The organism is Polynucleobacter sp. Fuers-14, from assembly GCF_018882045.1.
Taxonomy (GTDB): Bacteria; Pseudomonadota; Gammaproteobacteria; order Burkholderiales; family Burkholderiaceae; genus Polynucleobacter.
Window position 1 is genome coordinate 1 of record NZ_JACVPG010000016.1, and the last position, 18,051, is coordinate 18,051.

Here is an 18,051-nt window from a genome sequence, read left to right on the forward strand (position 1 = left end):
GCAATCCATGCCCCAAAGGGTTTATTGTTTAAGTGGTCAGCCATAGCAATACTCCTTATTGATGATCTCGCAATCACCAGCATGGCTTAAATTGCTGCGGCTGACTACCATTCTGCATGTACTATGGGCCAGAATTTATTGCCAAAGAGTTGCGTAAATGGTTATCTGGCATAGGAGTGAAGACTGCTTACATTACTCCAGGCAGTCCTTGGGAGAATGGTTTTTGTGAAAGCTTTAACGGCACCTTTGGAGACAACCTGCTTGATGGAGAAATCTTTTACAGCCTACAAGAAGCTAAGGTAGTGGTTGGGGAATGGGTCAAGCATTACAACCATGAACGGCCCCATAGTGCACTCGGTTACAGGCCACCTGCACCCCAAACCCAAGTACCCAAAATCATCCAAACTCAACCCATTTTGCTGCAATAACTTACTATGGAAAAACTCTCTCAAGTAGTGGGCCTAAATTGACAGCGGTTCAACCATCAGCCGCTCTCTCACCTCATTAGCCGACTTGGGTCTGATAGGCTCCCCATCAAGACATTCTGTTTCTATACCAAACCTCGATAAATTAGGAGAATTCTGTAACTAGACTTCACTTTTGAATTAAAAGTAACCAGAATTTTAATAAGATGATGATATATAATTTGGTATATTAAATGATAAATGGGGGAGGTAATATCATGGGATTCTTTGGAAGCATCATGAATGCACTTTCAGGTTCTGGACAAGCAGAGATTCCAAAAAATGCAATCTTTATTGACGTTCGCTCTCAAGGTGAGGTTGCCAGTGGCGCGATGGAAGGTGCAATTAATATTCCTTTAGCTGAAATTAGTGGCAAAGCTAAAAAATTACCCTCTGAAAAAAGTAAGCCTATAGTGGTTTTTTGTGCATCCGGAATGCGCTCCGGCATGGCCAGAAAAGCCTTGCTATCCCTTGGTTACGAGCAAGTAATCAATGGCGGCGGTATTAGCTCGCTTGCAATGCGACTCGGAAAACGAATTATTTAATTAATAAGTAAAGTAGACAAGACCTATGAAAAGTGACCAAGATTTGGTTTTGTTGGCGAAATCACAAGTCTCGTAAGTGGATATTGAACTTGCCCAGTCGGAGTTGACTGCCACGGACATACTGATTGATGTACGTGAGCCGGATGAATTTGTGATCGGCCATATACAAGGGGTTGCCCATATCCCTAGCGGGCTCCTAGAGTTTAAAATGAATGCTTCAGAGGCCTTATCTGCAAGGGATTTGAAAATACTGGTGTACTGTAAAAACGGGGGTCGATCTTCACTGGCCGCCAAGACCTTAGTCGAAATGGGCTATTTGAGCGTTCAGGCTAAAGCGGGGGGGGGTGATGCTTGGGCTGCTGCAGGCAATCGAATTGCGAAGATTTCACATCCAGAATTAGGGTAATGTACTGACTGCAGATTTATCATGCAATCAGTAGTGCTTTCTTAATGTTTTGTTTTTACCATCATCTTTAGCATCTTACCGGTAATAATTAAAAACCGTACAAATTGCCAGGGGATAAAAGTCCTCATAAACTTTGTAAAAGCTGTTGGAGTAGGCGGATAATAAGCCTGCTGGTATGGTTCAGGATTTTTTATTTTAGACACAGCATTCTCTCTTCAAATGTCAATCTGGGATGATGGACCAGCCCGGTTTCAGCTTAGCCTGGTATATGAATAAAAGATGTAGTAGATACTTCAACCAGTGGCCTGCAAGCCCAATTTCTCCAAAGGTTAGATTCATATCACGGCCATATTCTGGGTATTTTTCAAAATTCGGAACTACTGGGAACACGGTCATGCTTGCGGCGGTACCAGTTAATAAGCCAGAGCCAGTTGATGCAACACAAGCGGCACCCATCTCTGCCATTGAGGCTTTTTGGGTTGGTTTCGGAGCTCCATTAATCATATCTCGAATACTTAAGGCAACTGCCATTGCCATCGCAGCAGATGGCATACCTGTGCGTGGAGCGGTAGGATTGATTACCGTACCATTTGGGCTTTGCATTGGTTTACTAATCATATGGGGAGGAGCAAATGCAATACCTACCGCAAACATATTGCCATAGCTTGGATTCTGGTAGGTATGAGGCCAATCTTTTGCACTCCACTCCGCATACGGCCTAGGAGTGTAATCAGCATCGACTTTCATGAACCCATTAGGCGCAAATACTTCACTCGTGATGTCTTCACCCGATTTGTTAAACGCTTTCATACCTACGCCAGAGAAGGGCGGAATCAGCATTGAAAAATCAAATTTCTGCTCATAGAATTGGCCATTGATAGTTTCGTAGTGGATTATTCCAGGCTCCACTTTAGTAACAGCAGCTCTAGTGATCCAGCGAATATCGCGTTCAGCCATTAATGATTCGGCAAAGGTTTTGCCGTTAGTAATATAACCACCTCGTTCAATATGAATGCCGCCCATACCAAAATCACCCAATTCATATTCATTGCTAAGCCAAACAAGGTCTGCCTTATCGCGAACATTCGCATTGCGTAGCTCGTGATCGACGTTATAAATATACTCAAATGCAGCGCCTTGACATGTACATGTGCCATGACCAGTGCCGATGACTAAAGTAGCTTTATCGCCACCCCTGAGTTTCTTAATAATATCTTGTAGTTTATGATTTGCCTCTACTGCATGGCTAGCTGTACAAACAGAGACGGTGTGACCTCCATCAGGTCCTAGCCCAGGAGTGGCGCCAAAATTTAATTTAGGACCGGTTGCATTGACAAGGTAATCATAAGAGATTTTTTCCTGCTCACCTGCTTTTTCTGGAAGGGTGTATTCGATTGAGACAAAGCCCTTTTCCTCTGAGTAATCACCTTCTGGGTGGATTGATAAGGCTTTTGCTTGCTTAAACTTCACTGAAGTCTTTTTATAAATTTTTGCAAGATCAAACGTGACATCTTTCTCTTGCATTTGACCAACACCAACCCAGATATTGGAAGGGATCCAATTCCACTTGGCATTTGGTGAAATCACAGTAATTTCGTGATGCTTGCCTACCCACTTATTAAGGTGCCTGGCGACGGTATGCCCTGCAATTCCGGCACCCAAAATAACTATTTTTGCCATATTTCCACCAGTTTGTGTGTTGTTAATATCATTTCTTTATTACCTTAGCAAGTGCTCTTCATAGTGTAAATAAACGCGATATAAAAAAATATAATGTTTACCCTAATATCTGAATTAGAAAACTCAAAAATTACAGTTTTCAGCTCTACTTTAGGTAAGTGTTAACTAGTTTGAGGTCTTGCTCGCCGAGTTCACCCAGTAAGCTGGCTAAACGCAAGCGATTTAATAAGTTATTCACTTGCTCTTGGTAAAGCGCTTGCTGATTCTGAATAAGTTCATTCTCGGCAGCCAATAACTCTAAACTGGTTCTAGATCCAACCTCATAACTCTTTTTTGTACTCTCTAAGCGATCCTGGCTTGATTTTTGGGTATTTTTAAGAACCGTCAATTTATCTTTAGAGGATTGGAGGCTATACCATAAATTGCGTAGCGTTTTCTCGAGATTTAAGGTGGCCTGATTGATGTCGGAGCGCGTCTTTTCTAGTAGCAAGAGCGATTCCTCTTGTTTTGAACTTCTGTAGCCACCGGTATAGAGGGGGATATTGAGCTGCAATCCAATCATATTATTTGTATTGGTATTGCTTGCTGTGCCGAAGTCGCCAGAACCAGTCAAAACATTACGCGAAGATTGGGCGATTGCATTCAATGTCGGTGAGGCACTGATACCGTACTTCGTTACTTCTTCCTTGGCGATAGACTCTTGTACTGACATCATTCTGAGTTGAATATTCTGCGCTTTTAATTTTTCAACATACGAGGCTAGGGGATCAAGTTTTAATTGAGAAAAATTCAGGTTACCGCTTAGTTTTTTGATACTTTCTTTGGAGGGGAATAAATCATTCAGAGATAATTTTTTAAGTTCTAAATCATTTTTGAGATTCATAATTTGCAACTTAATTGAGTTTAAATTTTGATTGGCTTCCTCAAGATCAGTTTGCGTTGCGTTTCCAAGTCTAGCGCGTCTTTCCATCTCATTGCGCATCTCTTGAATCGCTGATTGCTCTTTACCCATTAATCGCAAGGTTTCTTCAGCATTTAACACATCAAAATAACGTTCGGCAACAAGTAGAATGAGATTTTGTTGGGCATTAGCCCAACCCAAGTCAGCAACATCGGCACTCATTTTGAGTTGTCTACTTTGTGATAACTTTTCTTTATTAAAGATCGGCTGAACAATAGATAGGGCGTATTGATTGCCAAATCCGTTATTGATTGAAGTATTGAAGTTTGCCCCATTAAATGTACCCATACCTGGAGCATAGAATTGTGCTCCTGTCGTGCTACTGTTATTACTAATGCTTGCTGTTGTGGCACTCAAATTGACATTAGGAAGCCAGAGGGCGGTGCCTTGCCCCCGGTGTTTTTCGGCGGCGAGCTGTTCATATTTGCTGGAAATATATGCTGGGTCTCGTTCTAAAGCTGAATTCCAGACATCGATGAGATCTACTGCATGAGCTAATGGACTAAAAAATTGAGCGCTAATGAGGCTTGCGAGTGCTAATTTTTTTGGGGTAAAGATTGATTTCATATCAGACTTAGTGACAAGTATTCGATGATTTGAGGCCTACTTTACGTAAAATGCGCTCCATAAAACACCAGCCGGTCAATCCGCTTTGTAATAAATTTAGACCAACAAAAGCGGTAAATGCCAGAAACCATTCGCTAACAAAAAAAGGACTTCCTGAAAAGCCAAAGAGAAGAGATAACAAAATAAAAGCCCCTGCAATTACCCGTACTGTGCTCCATGTAGTCATTTCTTACTCCTAGTTATTTGTGTGAAAAATTTTATATAGCTTATTGGCGTAGGCTGAATAGTAGAGCAATGGAATGACCACTAGCGTGAGTACTGTAGAAACGAGTATTCCAAAAATTAACGAAATTGCTAAACCATTAAAGATTGGGTCATCTAAAATAAAGAAGGCGCCTAACATTGCAGCCAATCCAGTTAACACAATTGGTTGTGCACGAGTAATTGCAGAGTTTACTACCGCTTGCTTGAACTCAATACCACTGCGTACTTGCAAATTAATGAAATCCACCAGCAAAATGGAGTTGCGCACAATAATTCCTGCAAGGGCGATCATACCAATCATGGAGGTCGCCGTGAATTGCGCCCCTAATAGTGCGTGTCCAGGCATAACACCAATAATAGTTAGTGGTATGGGCGCCATGATGATTAATGGAGTCAAGTAGGATCCAAATTGCGCCACTACCAATAGATAAATGAGAATTAATCCAACTGCATACGCCAATCCCATGTCCCTAAAAGTTTCATAGGTAATTTGAGATTCTCCATCCCATTTGATGGATACGTTGCGATATGGATCTTTTGGTTGCGAGATGAAGAATTCCTTAATGGAATTACCGCTTGCATCTTTTAATTCATCTACCTCAGCCCTGGTTTTAAATAAGCCATATAAAGGACTATCAATTGAACCCGATGTATCAGCAATCACGTAATTGAGAGCTAACAGATCCTTATGAAAAATGGGCTGTTCGCGCTGAGTATCTACTACTATTAATAGCTTACTTAATGGAACGAGTTCGCGATTTGCATTACGTACTGTTAGCTTTAGTAGATCGTTGATATCGCCTTGCTTGACCTCGGGCAAGCGAATGGTGATGGATGCTGGGTACTTACTTTTATCCTGAAGGTAGGTGACATTTTCTCCGGATAAGCCAGCCCGAAGGGTAGCGATAATATCGATCTGAGATACACCCATTAGATTGGCTTTTTGGCGATCAACTAGCAGTAATTCCTTTGGTGCACTGCTGATGCTGCTGTCATCGACATCTACCAATCCTGGCGTATGTTCGAATATATTTCGCACACCTTTAGCCACAGTCAATCTGGCTTCTTCGCTAGGGCCATAAACTTCAGCGACGATCGGGGCGAGTACGGGTGGTCCTGGAGGAACTTCTACAACTTTAGCATTGGCGCCATATTTCTTTGCAATGGTATCTAGGGTAGGGCGAATTCTGGCGGCAATTACATGGCTCTTATCAGAGCGATGGTGCTTATCTACCAAGTTCACCTGGATATCGCCTTTACTAGGGTCTTGCCGAAAATAGTACTGTCTAACTAGACCATTAAAGTTGATTGGAGCTGCTGTGCCAGCGTAGATTTGATAGCTGCTAACTTCGGGCATTTTTGCTATTGCAGTGCCCATTTCTTTTAAAACCACGGCAGTCTGTTCTACGCGGCTATCGGCCGGCATATCTAAGATGACCTGGAATTCAGATTTATTATCAAAAGGTAGCATTTTGAGAACAACTAAACCGGTTAATGGCAGTGCAATAGAAATGATAATTGCTCCTAAAACACCCATGCCTAAACGACGTCGATTGCGTTTTCCATTTTGCTCACTTAAGAGCGGCGTGAAAATTATCTGAAACTTGGGAGTAAGCCACTTTGAGAAGTTAAATCCGGAATGGGTATGAACATTTTCTCTTGGCAGCAAAATTCTTGACATCCACGGTGTAATAGCAAAGGCAATCGCAAGTGATAGCAGCATACCCATACTGGCATTGATTGGAATAGGACTCATATAAGGACCCATTAGGCCACTCACAAATGCCATTGGAAGTAATGCTGCGATAACAGTAAAAGTAGCCAGAATCGTGGGGCTTCCTACTTCATCTACGGCGCCAGGAATAATCTCTTTTAGCGACTTTTCTGGGAACATCACTCGGTGTCGATGAATGTTTTCTACGACAACAATAGCGTCATCTACCAAAATACCAATTGAAAAGATCAGCGCAAAAAGAGATACCCGATTGATTGTGAATCCCCAGGCCCATGATGCAAATAGGGTGCCGGCGAGTGTTAGAACTACGGCAGACCCAACAATCGCTGCCTCCCTACGCCCCAGCGCGATCATAACTAAAACTACTACCGAGAGTGTTGCAAATAATAGTTTTTGAATTAATTTAGTCGCCTTGTCATTTGCTGTTTCACCATAATTTCGTGAGACCAATACCTCTACATCTTTCGGGATAATCGCCCCCTTAAGAAGTTCAACTTGTTCTTTGACTTGGTCAGCCACATCGATGGCATTTTCACCAGGTTTTTTAGTAATGGCAATCGTTACCGAAGGATGCTCTTCAAACTTGCCGGTCTTCTCATTTTGTATTGAGTTATAGACCAAGCGCTGTGTTTGCAGAGGGCCATCCGTAAGCTGGGCAATATCTTTCAAAAAGACGGGGTTTCCAGTACGAACACCCAATACAATGCTGCCAACATCATTTGCATCTTTTAAATAGGGGCCTGACTCAATAGCAATTGTGGAGTTGGCATTAAGTAAGTTACCAACTGGCATGCCTAAGTTAGCAGAGCTCAAGGCGGTACGCACATCGTCCAGCGTGACACCACGGTTAGCCATTTTATTGGGATCAATTTCGACATTGATAGCTCGCCTTGGTCCACCAATGGTGTTGACTTCACGGGTACCCTTAACTCTTTTTAAATCAGACTCAATACGATTTGCAACCTTCTCGAGTTCAAATGCACTTATAGCGAGATTATTAGAGTAGAGCGTGAGAGCCAAGATGGGAACATCGTCAATACCCTTAGGTTTAATGATCGGCTCTAGAACGCCCATTCCCTTAGGCAGCCAATCTGAGTTTGCTGCAACGGTATCATGCAGTCTTACTAGGGCTTCTGTTCTTGGTACACCGACTTTAAATTGAACGGTAATTACCGATAAGCCCGCTTGTGAAACCGACATCACATGCTCAATCCCTGCAATCTGTGAGAGAACCTGCTCTGCCGGGATAGAAACCATCTGCTCTACATTTTTTACTGTAGCTCCTGGGAAGGGGATGAGCACATTAGCCATCGTCACATTAATCTGAGGTTCTTCCTCTCTTGGAGTAATCAAGATCGCAAAAAGGCCCAATAGCAATATAGCGATTGCTAATAATGGCGTAATTTGCGCACCCTGAAAGTACGATGCGATACGGCCAGATATGCCAAGTTTCATGCTCATGAGTTCAACTCTAAAATTAATTAATTTATATTATATCGAATTATAATTCGTTATGAGAGGTAATTCACTTAGGTAAGGTAAATTTAATTTTTTACTAGATACAGCTATTTCAAATTAGGACTTGGTATAATATTTCATAAATTTATATAATATGGAATTCAGGTAAACATGAATACCAAATCGATTAGCAAAACAAAAATAAGTCTTAAAAAGATGGCCTCTTCTGCAGATGTGGCTTGCAAGTTAATGAAAGTACTATCCAATAAAGACCGTATGCTTTTGCTTTGTGAGATTAGTCAAGGTGAGCGTTGTGTTTATGAGCTAGAAGAAATTCTGGAAATTTATCAACCTACTTTATCCCAGCAGCTGACAGTTCTGCGGGAGAATAAGTTAGTAAAAACCCGCAGAGAAGGTAGACAAATTTATTACACACTCTCAAGTGAGATCGCTGCTGCAGTCATGGAGTTGCTGGCAAAGCACTTTTGTAAAGTTTGAATTTTTATTTGATCATTAGGACAGATATAAACTGAGTTAATTGATTGGCAGGTAGTGCGCCGCTCACTCGTTTAAGTTTAATTTCACCTCTAAAGCCTACCAAGGTCGGTATCGAGCGAATATTGAATTGCTGCCCTGCAATAGGGTTTGCTTCAGTATCTACTTATACGTGAATGACTTGGTTTAGGTGTTGCCGAGCGCTTGCCTTAAGAGTAGGGTCAAATATCCGGCATGGACCATACCATGGTGCCCAAAAATCAACAATGATCGGTTTTTTAGAGTGAACTAATAACTCATTTAAAGAATTGACATTCACCCCTATGGGTTTGGTCTGAAAATCCCAGGACAGGTCAATGAAATCAAGCTAATTAATTAAGTCCAAGTAATTTTATTAACACAAAGCTGATTACAAATAGAGTCACGAACGATAAGACCACTACGGCTGTAACCCTATATCCTGCGCGTGCTACAGATCGAACATCAACACCTAGACCCAAAGCTGCCATTGACATTACGGTTAGAAGATTGCTAAAAATATGAGCGGGCTCTATGAAAAATTGTGGAATAAGGTTAAAAGAGCGCATTGTTATTAATGATAAAAATCCAACGATAAACCAGGGCGCCATATGCGAAAGGGTGAGACGCTTTCCACTATTTCTACTATTTAGCATCGAAAGTGTTAAAACCACTGGGCCTAACATCAGTACACGTACCAATTTGACCAGTGTGCCGATATGGGCGCTTATTAAAGAGACAGAAGTGGTGGCTGCTAATACTTGTGGTACTGCATATACAGTAAGGCCAGCAAATACGCCATATTGCAATACGGTCAAATTTAATAGAGGAATCATGATTGGCAGAATTAAAACAACCGCGATCCCCAGGACGGCAGTAAAGGCGATGGAAGAGGCTACATCATTTCCATCTGCATCAATGATGGGTGCAACTGCTGCAATCGCTGAATTGCCACAAATGGAGTTACCGCAAGCAATTAGAATTGCCATTTTTTTGGGGAGCCTAGCAAGTCTGCCAATGCTGTAGCTTGCAATAATCGCAATTACAACTACTAGCGCAATGCCTCCAATAAGACTGGCACCTTGCGCCATGATTGCAGAAGCGCTAACTGATGCACCAAGTAAAACGACTGCTATTTCAAGTAATGTCTTAGCTCCAAAATGGATTCCTGTATCGAAACGAGAATTGGGGCGGTAAAAGGTACGCACTGCACTGCCTAGCAATATTGCCATGACCAGCGTTTCTAGCCACACGCGCTCGAATAGATAAATTTCAAGGTATTCCAAATAATAAGAGGAGAGGGTAATCAGCCCGCAAAGTGAAAGCCCTGGTGTTAATTGATTTATCGCTTTTCTCATTTTGCTCTCGGTTTTGCATTGATGAGCAAGTATCTCCGTAATTAATCATTAAATATATCTATAAATAATTGATGTAATGTTTATTAAAAACGAATAATATAAGTAGTAATTAAATTGACATACATAAATGAAGGAAAAATATGACGCTTGAACAATTGCGCATATTTGTAGAGGTAGCAGAGCGTGGGCATCTAACACAGGCAGCAAATATTCTTGCGCTCACACCTTCTGCGGTGAGTGCGGCAATTCGCGTACTGGAGGATCGATATGGAACCCAGTTATTTGATCGAGTGGGAAGGGGTATAGAGCTCAATCCAAATGGTCGAATATTTTTGATTGAAGCTCGGGCGGTGCTCGCTCAAGCCTGGGCTGCTGAATTAACGCTTTTAGAGCTTGGCGGTGAAATACGTGGAAGCCTAAGCGTTCAGGCAAGTCAAACTATCGCTAGTTACTGGTTGCCGCCCCTCTTAATTAAATTTAAGCAGAAATACCCCTCTATTGATATTCACCTTGGGATTGGTAATACAGAGCAAGTAGCAAGGTCGGTTTTAAATGGTTTGGTAGATATTGGATTCGTTGAGGGAGGTATTGAAGACTCGAGTCTAGATATTAGAAAGATTGCTCAAGATAACATTGTCGCGGTAGTTGCATCCAATCATCCATGGGCAAAAAAAAGACGTATCAATCCCAAAGATCTTCTGAGTGGTCGATGGGTATTGCGCGAATCTGGCTCCGGAACTAGAGCGGCTTTTTTCGCTATGCTCAATGAAAATAACATTGATTCAAAAGCATTGGATATTGAGATCACGCTCCCATCTAATGAGGCGGTTAGGTCGGCAGTATTGGCTGGACCCTACGCTAGCGTATTGTCAGAAATGGTTGTAATGTCTTATCTGAGTGCGGGATTGCTAAGTAAAGTCAATATTGCATTACCCCAACGTGCTTTTTTCTTGCTCAGACATAAAGAGCGTTTTAAAACTAAAGCGTCTGTTGCGCTTGAGCAAGTTATTGCGAGTAGTTAACTTATGGGCCTATCCTTGTGTAACCCACTATTTCCGGTATGAATTATTTTAAAGATGTTTCACTTATTTCATTTATTGCGTTTAGTAGTATCATTATCAAACAGTTTTAGGGCGCATTTAATTGTTAGATCTCTAAGGTTAAAAGTGGAATTGCGATGACTACGCCAGATAAAGTAAGACAAGTAGTACCGCCGCAAATGTCTCAAAAAGATATTGAAATAGCCAGAGTTGCACAGAGATGCATTATGGAATCTCTCGATCACTCTAGGTCTGCAGCAATAACATTAACCACTGATTCAGGGGAGCGCCCTTCAGTAGATTTGCCTCCAGCAGCCTTAAGATTTATTGGTCAACTATTAGGCGCAATGAGTGAGGGGCGCCCAATAACATTGATTCCTTCAAAACGCGAGTTCTCAACTGTTGAGGCTGCTAACTTTATTAATGTTTCCCGCCCATTTGTTATTAAAGAAATGGAAGCGGGAAGATTAAAGCATCGCATGGTCGGTACACATCGGAGAGTTGCGTTTGAAGATTTGGTTGAGTACATGAATGTTATACAACAAAAACAACAGTCTGCTTTAGATAGGATGGCGGATAGCGCTCGCGAATTAGACTTAGATTACTAAGATAGCTGGCAATGCAAGATATACCGCAGTACTAGATGCATACGTTCTATATCAACTGGCAATAGCAGAATCTTGAATGAGCATTGCAGTGACCGGACTATTTGCGGCTAAATGGACTAAAAAATTGAAGAAGATTGGATTCGCTCGCTTGAGAAGAATCGTCCAGAGCTTAAGGGTAGGCTGGGTAGTCGAAGGGATGATAAGCGAGAGGCTGTGCCTGACTGGGAGATTACAGAGGTCGCTTGGAATTCAATTGCCGGCTCTTTAAATCTTCCCGATCTAAACGATGTTCACGTTTTAGCTGCTGCTATTGCGGGCCATGCTGATTGTATTGTTACAAGAAATCATCAAGATTTCCCGCCCAGCATTATGGCCATTCATGGAATAGATATTTTGGATCCTGATGAGTTCATTGTTAATCAGTGGGATTTGGAGAATGTGCCTGTTATGGCGGCCTTTAAAGGCATGAGAGAAAAAAAGCGGACTGAAACTGTTGAGGATTTTGCTCAGACTCTCGAGAAGAATGGATTGCCAGCTACTGCACAAAAAATTCGAGAAGCGGCAGCACTTATTTGATGGTTAAACATCGATTAAAGTTGCGCTGCCTTACTACACAAAACGATACACACTGACGCTGACCAACTGTAGACCCCCTGTTTATGGAGTTCTATCTAGGCCTTCTGCTCTCATAAGAAAGAAGCCCTAGGGGTCTTGTAGCAAAGACCTCAATAGATTCAATAGGTTAGTGGTCGATTAGGCGGTTTAAATTCACTACACACCGGAGCAAAAACCGAGGTGTGTAGTAAATAGGCTTTTTGTGTGGTTTTGAGAAGTAAAACACCCATCAAAAGGTGTGTAGTAAACGTAAAGTTTTAGGGCCTATAGCTCAGTTGGTTAGAGCAGAGGACTCATAGCGTAAGTTGTGCCATATACGTGGAAACTGTATATGGGATGGTGTCAAATTCGGAGAAAGCTAAAGGTAGTTTTAATTAATTGCCCAAGCTAACGCCGAGCCAAGCTTCAGTATGAAAGTGCTGTTGAAGGTGTAGAGACTAGACGGCACCCACCTAAGTTCAGAAATGAATATGGTGAAGGCATAGTCCAAGGAGTAGCGAAAGCTACACAAGCCGGAATCCTTTGGTCCCAGGTTCAAGTCCTGGTGGGCCCAACAATGAAATCAACGGCTTAGGGAGAAATTCCTAAGTCGTATTTCTTTCTGTGCAACAAAGTGTGGAAGCAATCTTCACACATCTTCCATGGCAACCCCAATAGATATATAGGTCTGCCATTGAAGCGATGAACTACTTGTAGATTGTTGTACCCAATATTTAAGGACTGCTTACGGCCAGATGCAACCATCACACCGCCTACACAATTTCATATGTCAGAAGTAAGACTGCGGCACCCATGCAGATCAATGCGAGCATAAAGAACTTATCCGCAATATCTTCAAAATAAACCTTCTTTGAATTACTTCGAATGGATAGATATGAAAAGATAGAGCTTGCTAGAAAGATGAGGGCATCTAGAGCTAGGAGATCATCTACCCAATAGGCAATGCCTCGGTTGGTCTGAGTTAGCTTCACAATGCTGATAACGGTCATGCATACACCAAGCATTGCGCCTGAAGTCGGCAGAATATGACCGCTTAGATTATTGGGGTTACGCATTTACTGGTGAATGTAGTCTGGTAAAGTGCCTGACCCAGATTTTTGGTTGGGCGACGGTGATCCACCGAGTTCTGGCAAGTTGTAGTTTGGTTGGCTTGGCGTCAGCCTTTTTTGACTTGCATTAATAAAAGCAGGTACTTTACTATCAAAAGATGCCTTTTGCTCAGAAGTCAATAATTTGTAAAGCGGTTTCGCAGCCTCATCAACCTCTTTTAAGCTGGTATATCGATTTTTTGCATCTTCGGTAGATTGGCTTAGAAATTTCAGTCCATCAATAGTGGCGGAACTATCGATATTCAATTTAGCTCTTTCTTTGGCAACATCACTCGCATAAAGTCTCACCTTGATTGCAAAATTACCCCAAGCCTTGCTTTGTTCGGGTGTTAGCTTAAGGCTTTCCTCAAGGCGAGATAATCCAGTTTCAATTTGCTCATAAGTAAGCAGATGTGAGCCTGGAGCAGGCATTGAGATATGGGTGTTTGCCGATGCGCTGGAAGAGTCGGGATTAGAGGCATTGCGCCCGGCGCCCCTTCGCATTCCAGGCATTCCTGGGATTCCAGAGCCTTGAGATCCGCCCCATTGAGCAAAAGACTCCTTAATGGGCAAAATTGCTACTAAAACTAGAAAACTCAAGATAATTGAGCGCAATAGCATGATGGCCCGATTCATTTTTCTCTCAACTGGATGTCTCTAACTCTTGTTAGACAGTAATTTTGAAAAATACTTACTCTAAAAAGAAAATAATTATTTTGTCTTGGCCGTAAGTTTTCTATAGGTGCTCGCGTCTAAGTAGTAACAAACAAGGAGATATAAATGAAAAGAACGATGCAAGGTCTAATTATGGCTAGTGTATTGATGGTGAGTGCCATTGGCATTGCCAGCGCCGCCTTACCAGAGCCGCAAGATCCCCAGGTAGTTGCTAATATGACCTTTGAGCAACGCCTGCAAATGTCCAAGGATTTGCGAGAGCAATTTAAACAAGCCACTCCAGAAGAGCGCCGTGCATATCGCCAAAAACTTCATGCCAAATTCAAAGCCTTAAGTCCTGAAGAGCGTAAAGCACTTCGCGAGAAGATGCATGCCCAATGGAAGGCGTTAACTCCAGAGCAAAAGAAAGAGCTACGTGATAACCGCAAAGCCATGATTGCCGCAATGACGCCAGAAGAGCGTCTTGAGATGAAAAAAGAACGCGAAGAGTGGATGAAGGCGCATCCTAATGAAAAAGAGCATTGGAATAAGCCAATGAGCAATTAAGGATCAGTTTGACTTTATTTCCTAGTAAGCAACACCGCATCGAGCAGGCTTTATTAAAAGGAGCTGTAGCGGGGGATTTCAAGGCGTCAAAAGAAGTCATTCGCCTATTGAGCTCCCCCGCTTACTCCTTAGCTTGGAAGATGCTTGGCAACAAAGAAGATGCAGAAGATGTCGTGCAAGAGGCCTTTATTCGCTTATGGAAAAGTGCCGATTCGTTTGCGGGAAAGTCGGGACTTTTTACTTACTTTTACGTGATTGTGAGCAATCTTTGTTTGGATAGGATCAAAAGTATTAACAAGGGGTTCTTTGAGGAGTTTGATGAGATTGAGCATCAACCCATGAAAGAGATTGAGTGGAGTATCTCAGAGGGTGTCAGCCCAGAAAGCATTAAAAAGGCAATGGATATTTTAAGTAGCAAACAAAGAATGGCGATGTTGATGTGGGCATATCAAGATATGACGGCAGAAGAAGTTGGTCTGGCAATGGGTATGAATAAGAATAGCGTCGATCAATTGTTATATAGGGCTAAGTTGAAGCTTAAGATGGAGTTAGAAAAAGGTGAATCCCATGCGAGCGAATGATAAAAAACATTTAAAGAAAGTGTTAGATCAAATCGAAGTTCAAGAACCATCTACCCATTTTGAGCAACGCATTTATCAAGATTGGCAAAGAGTGGTTCTTAAGGTGGATCGACCCACTCATCGATTCACTGAAGTTTTGGCGCTCGCTAGATTACACCCTAGGCTTGCCGCATTGATAGCGTTTGTGGTTATTGCCGCTTCCGTCTTGCTAGGTCAGCACCTAATAGCTTCCCAAGATGATGAGTTGCATCGGATTGATGTCTTGTCTGAATTAAGCCTCTCCACTATTTAATCTACAGTGTTCTCCCTTGCCCCTTGAACTCAAAAGAGTTTTCGGGGCTTTTTTAACCTCAGGAGCATCATGAAAAAGCAATTATTGGCAGCGATACTCACTACTGTGGGGATGGTGGGTTTGACTTATTCTCAAAATGCTATGTTTCAGGCAACGCCAGAGCCATCCGTTCGTCAACAAATATCTGATGCACAAAAGCAATTTGCTAATTGCATCAATCAGACTAAGAAGAGTGATGCCGCAAAGGTTGTCAATAATGAGTTATTTGAAATCGCTCCGAAGTCAGATCATAAGATGAATTTATTCACTACTGAAAACAAAATTACGGATGAAGAAGCAAAGGCGCTAACTGCCTATTTAGCCTCTACAAATGAATGTCGAGCAATATCTAGTCATTTTCCTGTGCCGGAGTTAGCGGGTATCTACCAGAGCTTTTATAGCCAAGTCGATGTGGTTTATCAGAACTTGTTAACTAGGAAAATTTCCATAGGCGAGGCAAATAAAGAAAAGTATGAGCTTATGCAGACTGCTCAATCGCAGTGGATTAACTATGAATTTACCCACAAGATTAATTGATGCATAAGTAATTGGTAAAGGTATTGAATATGGAAAAGCTCAGGCTTTAAGCGGAGTCTCAGCTATCGCGTAATACATTGATTGAAGATTTAATCTTTAGAGCGATTTGTTATCAAAGTCACTTGAGTCATGACGTTCAAGAAGTTGTTCAGATGGTTCACCCCAAGTGCGGTTAACAATACGACCTCGTTTTACGGCAGGGCGCTCAAGAATTCTATCTGCCCATCGCTGAACGTTTACATATTCGTGTACGCTGAGGAATTCTGAAGCTCCATAAAGCCATCCTTTAACAAGGGCACCATACCAAGGAAAAACAGCAATATCTGCGATGGTGTATTCCTTGCCAGCAAGATATTCATTTTCAGCTAAACGTTGATCTAGAACATCCAGTTGGCGCTTGGTTTCCATCGCAAATCGGTCAATGGGGTATTCCATTTTGAAGGGGGCATAGGCATAGAAGTGTCCAAAGCCTCCACCTAAGTAAGGTGCGCTACCCATTTGCCAGAAAAGCCAATTCATTGTTTCGGTACGAGTAGCTATATCTTTGGGCAGGAAGGCATCAAATTTCTCGGCAAGATAAAGCAAAATTGAGCCGGATTCAAAAATAGGAATGGGGGGTGATTTGCTGCGATCAAGGAGCGCCGGAATTTTTGAGTTCGGATTGATCTTTACAAAACCCGAGCCAAATTGATCGCCTTTGCTAATCCTAATCAACCAGGCGTCATACTCAGCACCAATGTGACCAAGGGCAAGAAGCTCTTCGAGCATGATGGTTACTTTGACGCCATTAGGCGTACCCATTGAATACAGTTGTATAGGATGGCGCCCAATAGGTAATTCTTTTTTCTCTCTGGATCCCGCGGTAGGTCGATTGACGTTTGCAAATTGACCGCCATTTGGCTTTTCCCAAGTCCAGACTTTGGGTGGCGTGTATTCGGTTGTATCAGTCATTTTTTACCTTTGCAAGTTCTCAGCAAGTTTAATCTAGCTGACCTAAAATTGTTCGAGACAAATTACCAAATAGTTTATTTAGGGGCTTTGATGAAATATCGTTTATTGGGCAATACAGGGCTTTATGTTTCCGAGCTCTGCTTAGGTACGATGACTTTTGGCGCACAAGGATTTTGGGAGGTCATGGGTGGCTTGCAGCAAAATGCTGCTAATGAGCTGGTGAAGACTTCATTTGATAGTGGTATTAATTTTTTCGATACGGCTAATGTCTATTCGATGGGTCAATCCGAAGCCTTGCTAGGTCAAGCAATTAAAGATTGTGGCTTGCCACGAGATCAGTTGGTGATTGCGACCAAATCTACTGGGATCATGGACGAAACTCCCAACGGAAGGGGCCAGTCCCGTTTCCATATATTTAATGAAGTTAATGCAAGTTTGAAGCGTTTACAGTTAGATCATATTGATCTCTACCAAGTACACGGCTTTGATCCATTAACGCCATTTGAGGAATCGCTATCAGCTCTAAATGATCTAGTTCGAATGGGTAAGATTCGCTATATTGGTTTATGCAATATGGCAGCATGGCAAGTGATGAAGGCAATAGGTATTTCACGGCAAAAAGGCTTTGCTGAGTTTGCAAGTGTGCAGTCTTACTACTCTATTGCTGGTCGGGATCTTGAGCGGGAGATATTCCCATTGGTCCAAGATCAGCAATTAGGGCTGATGGTATGGAGTCCGTTAGCCGGTGGTTACCTCTCCGGTAAATTTAATCGAGATACGACAAATCCTGAGGGTGCAAGACGTTCCAATTTTGATTTCCCGCCGATTAACAAAGACAAGGCGTTTACTTGCATTGCTGCGATGACACCAATTGCTAAGGCGCATGGCGTATCAGTTGCCCAAGTGGCTTTGGCTTGGATTTTGTCTAAGAAGCCTGTTTCAAGTATCATTATTGGCGCTCGCAAATTAGAGCAATTAAAAGACAATATTGCTGCCGGCAAGCTAGCCCTGACAGAAGATGAGCTTAAGTCCCTGGATGAAGTCAGTGCATTGTCGCCTGAGTATCCGGGTTGGATGCTTGCCTTTCAGGGTCAATATCGCGCTACGCCACCAGTAAAAGAATAATTT

20 protein-coding genes and 2 pseudogenes are annotated in these 18,051 nt (G+C 42.3%); 12 read left to right on the forward strand and 10 right to left on the reverse strand.

What is annotated here, in order from left to right; genetic code table 11:
* Positions 1 to 125: 125 nt before the first annotated feature.
* The 3 genes and pseudogenes from ICN40_RS09330 to ICN40_RS09340 all read left to right on the forward strand — a co-directional run.
* A pseudogene (locus ICN40_RS09330) lies at positions 126 to 428 on the forward strand (integrase core domain-containing protein); the annotation flags it as partial.
* Positions 429 to 703: 275 nt separating this feature from the next.
* On the forward strand, positions 704 to 1,009 hold the full coding sequence (locus ICN40_RS09335) for a rhodanese-like domain-containing protein (protein WP_198929320.1): 306 nt from the start codon (positions 704 to 706) through the stop codon (positions 1,007 to 1,009).
* A gap of 76 nt (positions 1,010 to 1,085) precedes the next feature.
* Positions 1,086 to 1,415, forward strand: a complete 330-nt coding sequence (locus tag ICN40_RS09340; protein WP_308281776.1) for a rhodanese-like domain-containing protein — start codon at positions 1,086 to 1,088, stop codon at positions 1,413 to 1,415.
* A 222-nt stretch (positions 1,416 to 1,637) separates the two neighbouring features.
* On the opposite strand, the gene ICN40_RS09345 is transcribed toward ICN40_RS09340, so the two are convergent.
* From ICN40_RS09345 to ICN40_RS09360, 4 genes are all read right to left on the reverse strand, one after another.
* Positions 1,638 to 3,095, reverse strand: a complete 1,458-nt coding sequence (locus ICN40_RS09345; protein ID WP_216243617.1) for an NAD(P)/FAD-dependent oxidoreductase — start codon at positions 3,093 to 3,095, stop codon at positions 1,638 to 1,640.
* Between the two features lie 145 nt (positions 3,096 to 3,240).
* On the reverse strand, positions 3,241 to 4,623 hold the full coding sequence (locus ICN40_RS09350; protein WP_216243618.1) for a TolC family protein: 1,383 nt from the start codon (positions 4,621 to 4,623) through the stop codon (positions 3,241 to 3,243).
* A 7-nt stretch (positions 4,624 to 4,630) separates the two neighbouring features.
* A complete protein-coding gene (locus ICN40_RS09355) occupies positions 4,631 to 4,849 on the reverse strand; it encodes a DUF2892 domain-containing protein (RefSeq protein WP_076024318.1) in 219 nt (72 codons plus the stop codon).
* Positions 4,850 to 4,858: 9 nt separating this feature from the next.
* Positions 4,859 to 8,083: an efflux RND transporter permease subunit gene (locus tag ICN40_RS09360; RefSeq protein ID WP_216243620.1), complete on the reverse strand. Its 3,225-nt coding sequence runs from the start codon at positions 8,081 to 8,083 to the stop codon at positions 4,859 to 4,861.
* Between the two features lie 168 nt (positions 8,084 to 8,251).
* Here ICN40_RS09360 and ICN40_RS09365 point away from each other — a divergent pair, with 168 nt between their 5' ends.
* A complete protein-coding gene (locus ICN40_RS09365; RefSeq protein WP_233126747.1) occupies positions 8,252 to 8,578 on the forward strand; it encodes a helix-turn-helix transcriptional regulator in 327 nt (108 codons plus the stop codon).
* A 4-nt stretch (positions 8,579 to 8,582) separates the two neighbouring features.
* Here the strand turns inward: ICN40_RS09365 and ICN40_RS11915 are convergent.
* Together ICN40_RS11915 and ICN40_RS09375 are read right to left on the reverse strand one after the other, a co-directional pair.
* Positions 8,583 to 8,894, reverse strand: a pseudogene (locus ICN40_RS11915) (thioredoxin family protein).
* A 52-nt stretch (positions 8,895 to 8,946) separates the two neighbouring features.
* Positions 8,947 to 9,951, reverse strand: a complete 1,005-nt coding sequence (locus ICN40_RS09375) for a YeiH family protein (RefSeq protein ID WP_216243624.1) — start codon at positions 9,949 to 9,951, stop codon at positions 8,947 to 8,949.
* Between the two features lie 140 nt (positions 9,952 to 10,091).
* Between ICN40_RS09375 and ICN40_RS09380 the strand changes: the two genes are divergently transcribed.
* The 3 genes from ICN40_RS09380 (at position 10,092) to ICN40_RS09390 (ending at position 12,175) form a co-directional block, all read left to right on the forward strand.
* The gene (locus ICN40_RS09380; RefSeq protein ID WP_076024315.1) at positions 10,092 to 10,973 is read left to right on the forward strand and encodes a LysR substrate-binding domain-containing protein; all 882 of its coding nucleotides are present in this window, start codon (positions 10,092 to 10,094) and stop codon (positions 10,971 to 10,973) included.
* Between the two features lie 155 nt (positions 10,974 to 11,128).
* Positions 11,129 to 11,599: an excisionase family DNA-binding protein gene (locus ICN40_RS09385; RefSeq protein ID WP_216243626.1), complete on the forward strand. Its 471-nt coding sequence runs from the start codon at positions 11,129 to 11,131 to the stop codon at positions 11,597 to 11,599.
* 213 nt (positions 11,600 to 11,812) lie between these two features.
* Positions 11,813 to 12,175: a PIN domain-containing protein gene (locus tag ICN40_RS09390; protein WP_308281777.1), complete on the forward strand. Its 363-nt coding sequence runs from the start codon at positions 11,813 to 11,815 to the stop codon at positions 12,173 to 12,175.
* Between the two features lie 609 nt (positions 12,176 to 12,784).
* Here the strand turns inward: ICN40_RS09390 and ICN40_RS09395 are convergent.
* The 3 genes from ICN40_RS09395 to ICN40_RS09405 are packed head-to-tail and all read right to left on the reverse strand — an operon-like array spanning position 12,785 to position 13,938.
* Positions 12,785 to 12,958 (reverse strand): hypothetical protein, encoded by a 174-nt coding sequence (locus ICN40_RS09395; RefSeq protein ID WP_216243629.1) that lies wholly within the window; start codon positions 12,956 to 12,958, stop codon positions 12,785 to 12,787.
* Between the two features lie 8 nt (positions 12,959 to 12,966).
* The gene (locus ICN40_RS09400; RefSeq protein ID WP_216154749.1) at positions 12,967 to 13,269 is read right to left on the reverse strand and encodes a hypothetical protein; all 303 of its coding nucleotides are present in this window, start codon (positions 13,267 to 13,269) and stop codon (positions 12,967 to 12,969) included.
* Positions 13,270 to 13,938: a Spy/CpxP family protein refolding chaperone gene (locus ICN40_RS09405; protein ID WP_216243631.1), complete on the reverse strand. Its 669-nt coding sequence runs from the start codon at positions 13,936 to 13,938 to the stop codon at positions 13,270 to 13,272. It lies immediately after the preceding gene.
* Positions 13,939 to 14,082: 144 nt separating this feature from the next.
* Between ICN40_RS09405 and ICN40_RS09410 the strand changes: the two genes are divergently transcribed.
* The 4 genes from ICN40_RS09410 (at position 14,083) to ICN40_RS09425 (ending at position 15,972) form a co-directional block, all read left to right on the forward strand.
* Positions 14,083 to 14,523, forward strand: a complete 441-nt coding sequence (locus ICN40_RS09410; RefSeq protein ID WP_216243633.1) for a DUF3106 domain-containing protein — start codon at positions 14,083 to 14,085, stop codon at positions 14,521 to 14,523.
* A gap of 8 nt (positions 14,524 to 14,531) precedes the next feature.
* The gene (locus ICN40_RS09415) at positions 14,532 to 15,104 is read left to right on the forward strand and encodes an RNA polymerase sigma factor (protein WP_216243635.1); all 573 of its coding nucleotides are present in this window, start codon (positions 14,532 to 14,534) and stop codon (positions 15,102 to 15,104) included.
* On the forward strand, positions 15,091 to 15,396 hold the full coding sequence (locus ICN40_RS09420; protein ID WP_216243637.1) for a hypothetical protein: 306 nt from the start codon (positions 15,091 to 15,093) through the stop codon (positions 15,394 to 15,396). The genes ICN40_RS09415 and ICN40_RS09420 overlap by 14 nt, the downstream gene beginning before the upstream one ends.
* 69 nt (positions 15,397 to 15,465) lie before the next feature.
* A complete protein-coding gene (locus tag ICN40_RS09425) occupies positions 15,466 to 15,972 on the forward strand; it encodes a hypothetical protein (protein ID WP_216243640.1) in 507 nt (168 codons plus the stop codon).
* 96 nt (positions 15,973 to 16,068) lie between these two features.
* Here ICN40_RS09425 and yghU read toward each other — a convergent pair whose 3' ends face one another.
* Positions 16,069 to 16,923 carry a glutathione-dependent disulfide-bond oxidoreductase gene (yghU, locus tag ICN40_RS09430; protein ID WP_216243642.1) on the reverse strand — a complete coding sequence of 285 codons (855 nt, stop codon included), beginning with the start codon at positions 16,921 to 16,923 and terminating at the stop codon, positions 16,069 to 16,071.
* Between the two features lie 90 nt (positions 16,924 to 17,013).
* Here yghU and ICN40_RS09435 point away from each other — a divergent pair, with 90 nt between their 5' ends.
* Complete coding sequence (locus tag ICN40_RS09435) at positions 17,014 to 18,048, forward strand: aldo/keto reductase (protein WP_216243644.1); 1,035 nt, start codon at positions 17,014 to 17,016, stop codon at positions 18,046 to 18,048.
* The last annotated feature ends 3 nt before the right edge of the window (positions 18,049 to 18,051 follow it).

Excerpts from the sequence above, each read along its gene's own strand:
- yghU (WP_216243642.1), bottom strand. The coding sequence starts at position 16,923 with ATGACTGATACAACCGAATACACGCCACCCAAAGTCTGGACTTGGGAA.
- ICN40_RS09335 (WP_198929320.1), top strand. The coding sequence starts at position 704 with ATGAATGCACTTTCAGGTTCTGGACAAGCAGAGATTCCAAAAAATGCA.
- ICN40_RS09375 (WP_216243624.1), bottom strand. The coding sequence starts at position 9,951 with ATGAGAAAAGCGATAAATCAATTAACACCAGGGCTTTCACTTTGCGGG.
- ICN40_RS09345 (WP_216243617.1), bottom strand. The coding sequence starts at position 3,095 with ATGGCAAAAATAGTTATTTTGGGTGCCGGAATTGCAGGGCATACCGTC.
- ICN40_RS09360 (WP_216243620.1), bottom strand. The coding sequence starts at position 8,083 with ATGAGCATGAAACTTGGCATATCTGGCCGTATCGCATCGTACTTTCAG.
- ICN40_RS09355 (WP_076024318.1), bottom strand. The coding sequence starts at position 4,849 with ATGACTACATGGAGCACAGTACGGGTAATTGCAGGGGCTTTTATTTTG.
- ICN40_RS09350 (WP_216243618.1), bottom strand. The coding sequence starts at position 4,623 with ATGAAATCAATCTTTACCCCAAAAAAATTAGCACTCGCAAGCCTCATT.
- ICN40_RS09420 (WP_216243637.1), top strand. The coding sequence starts at position 15,091 with ATGCGAGCGAATGATAAAAAACATTTAAAGAAAGTGTTAGATCAAATC.
- ICN40_RS09425 (WP_216243640.1), top strand. The coding sequence starts at position 15,466 with ATGAAAAAGCAATTATTGGCAGCGATACTCACTACTGTGGGGATGGTG.
- ICN40_RS09380 (WP_076024315.1), top strand. The coding sequence starts at position 10,092 with ATGACGCTTGAACAATTGCGCATATTTGTAGAGGTAGCAGAGCGTGGG.
- ICN40_RS09405 (WP_216243631.1), bottom strand. The coding sequence starts at position 13,938 with ATGAATCGGGCCATCATGCTATTGCGCTCAATTATCTTGAGTTTTCTA.
- ICN40_RS09395 (WP_216243629.1), bottom strand. The coding sequence starts at position 12,958 with ATGGTTGCATCTGGCCGTAAGCAGTCCTTAAATATTGGGTACAACAAT.
- ICN40_RS09410 (WP_216243633.1), top strand. The coding sequence starts at position 14,083 with ATGAAAAGAACGATGCAAGGTCTAATTATGGCTAGTGTATTGATGGTG.
- ICN40_RS09435 (WP_216243644.1), top strand. The coding sequence starts at position 17,014 with ATGAAATATCGTTTATTGGGCAATACAGGGCTTTATGTTTCCGAGCTC.
- ICN40_RS09400 (WP_216154749.1), bottom strand. The coding sequence starts at position 13,269 with ATGCGTAACCCCAATAATCTAAGCGGTCATATTCTGCCGACTTCAGGC.
- ICN40_RS09385 (WP_216243626.1), top strand. The coding sequence starts at position 11,129 with ATGACTACGCCAGATAAAGTAAGACAAGTAGTACCGCCGCAAATGTCT.
- ICN40_RS09365 (WP_233126747.1), top strand. The coding sequence starts at position 8,252 with ATGAATACCAAATCGATTAGCAAAACAAAAATAAGTCTTAAAAAGATG.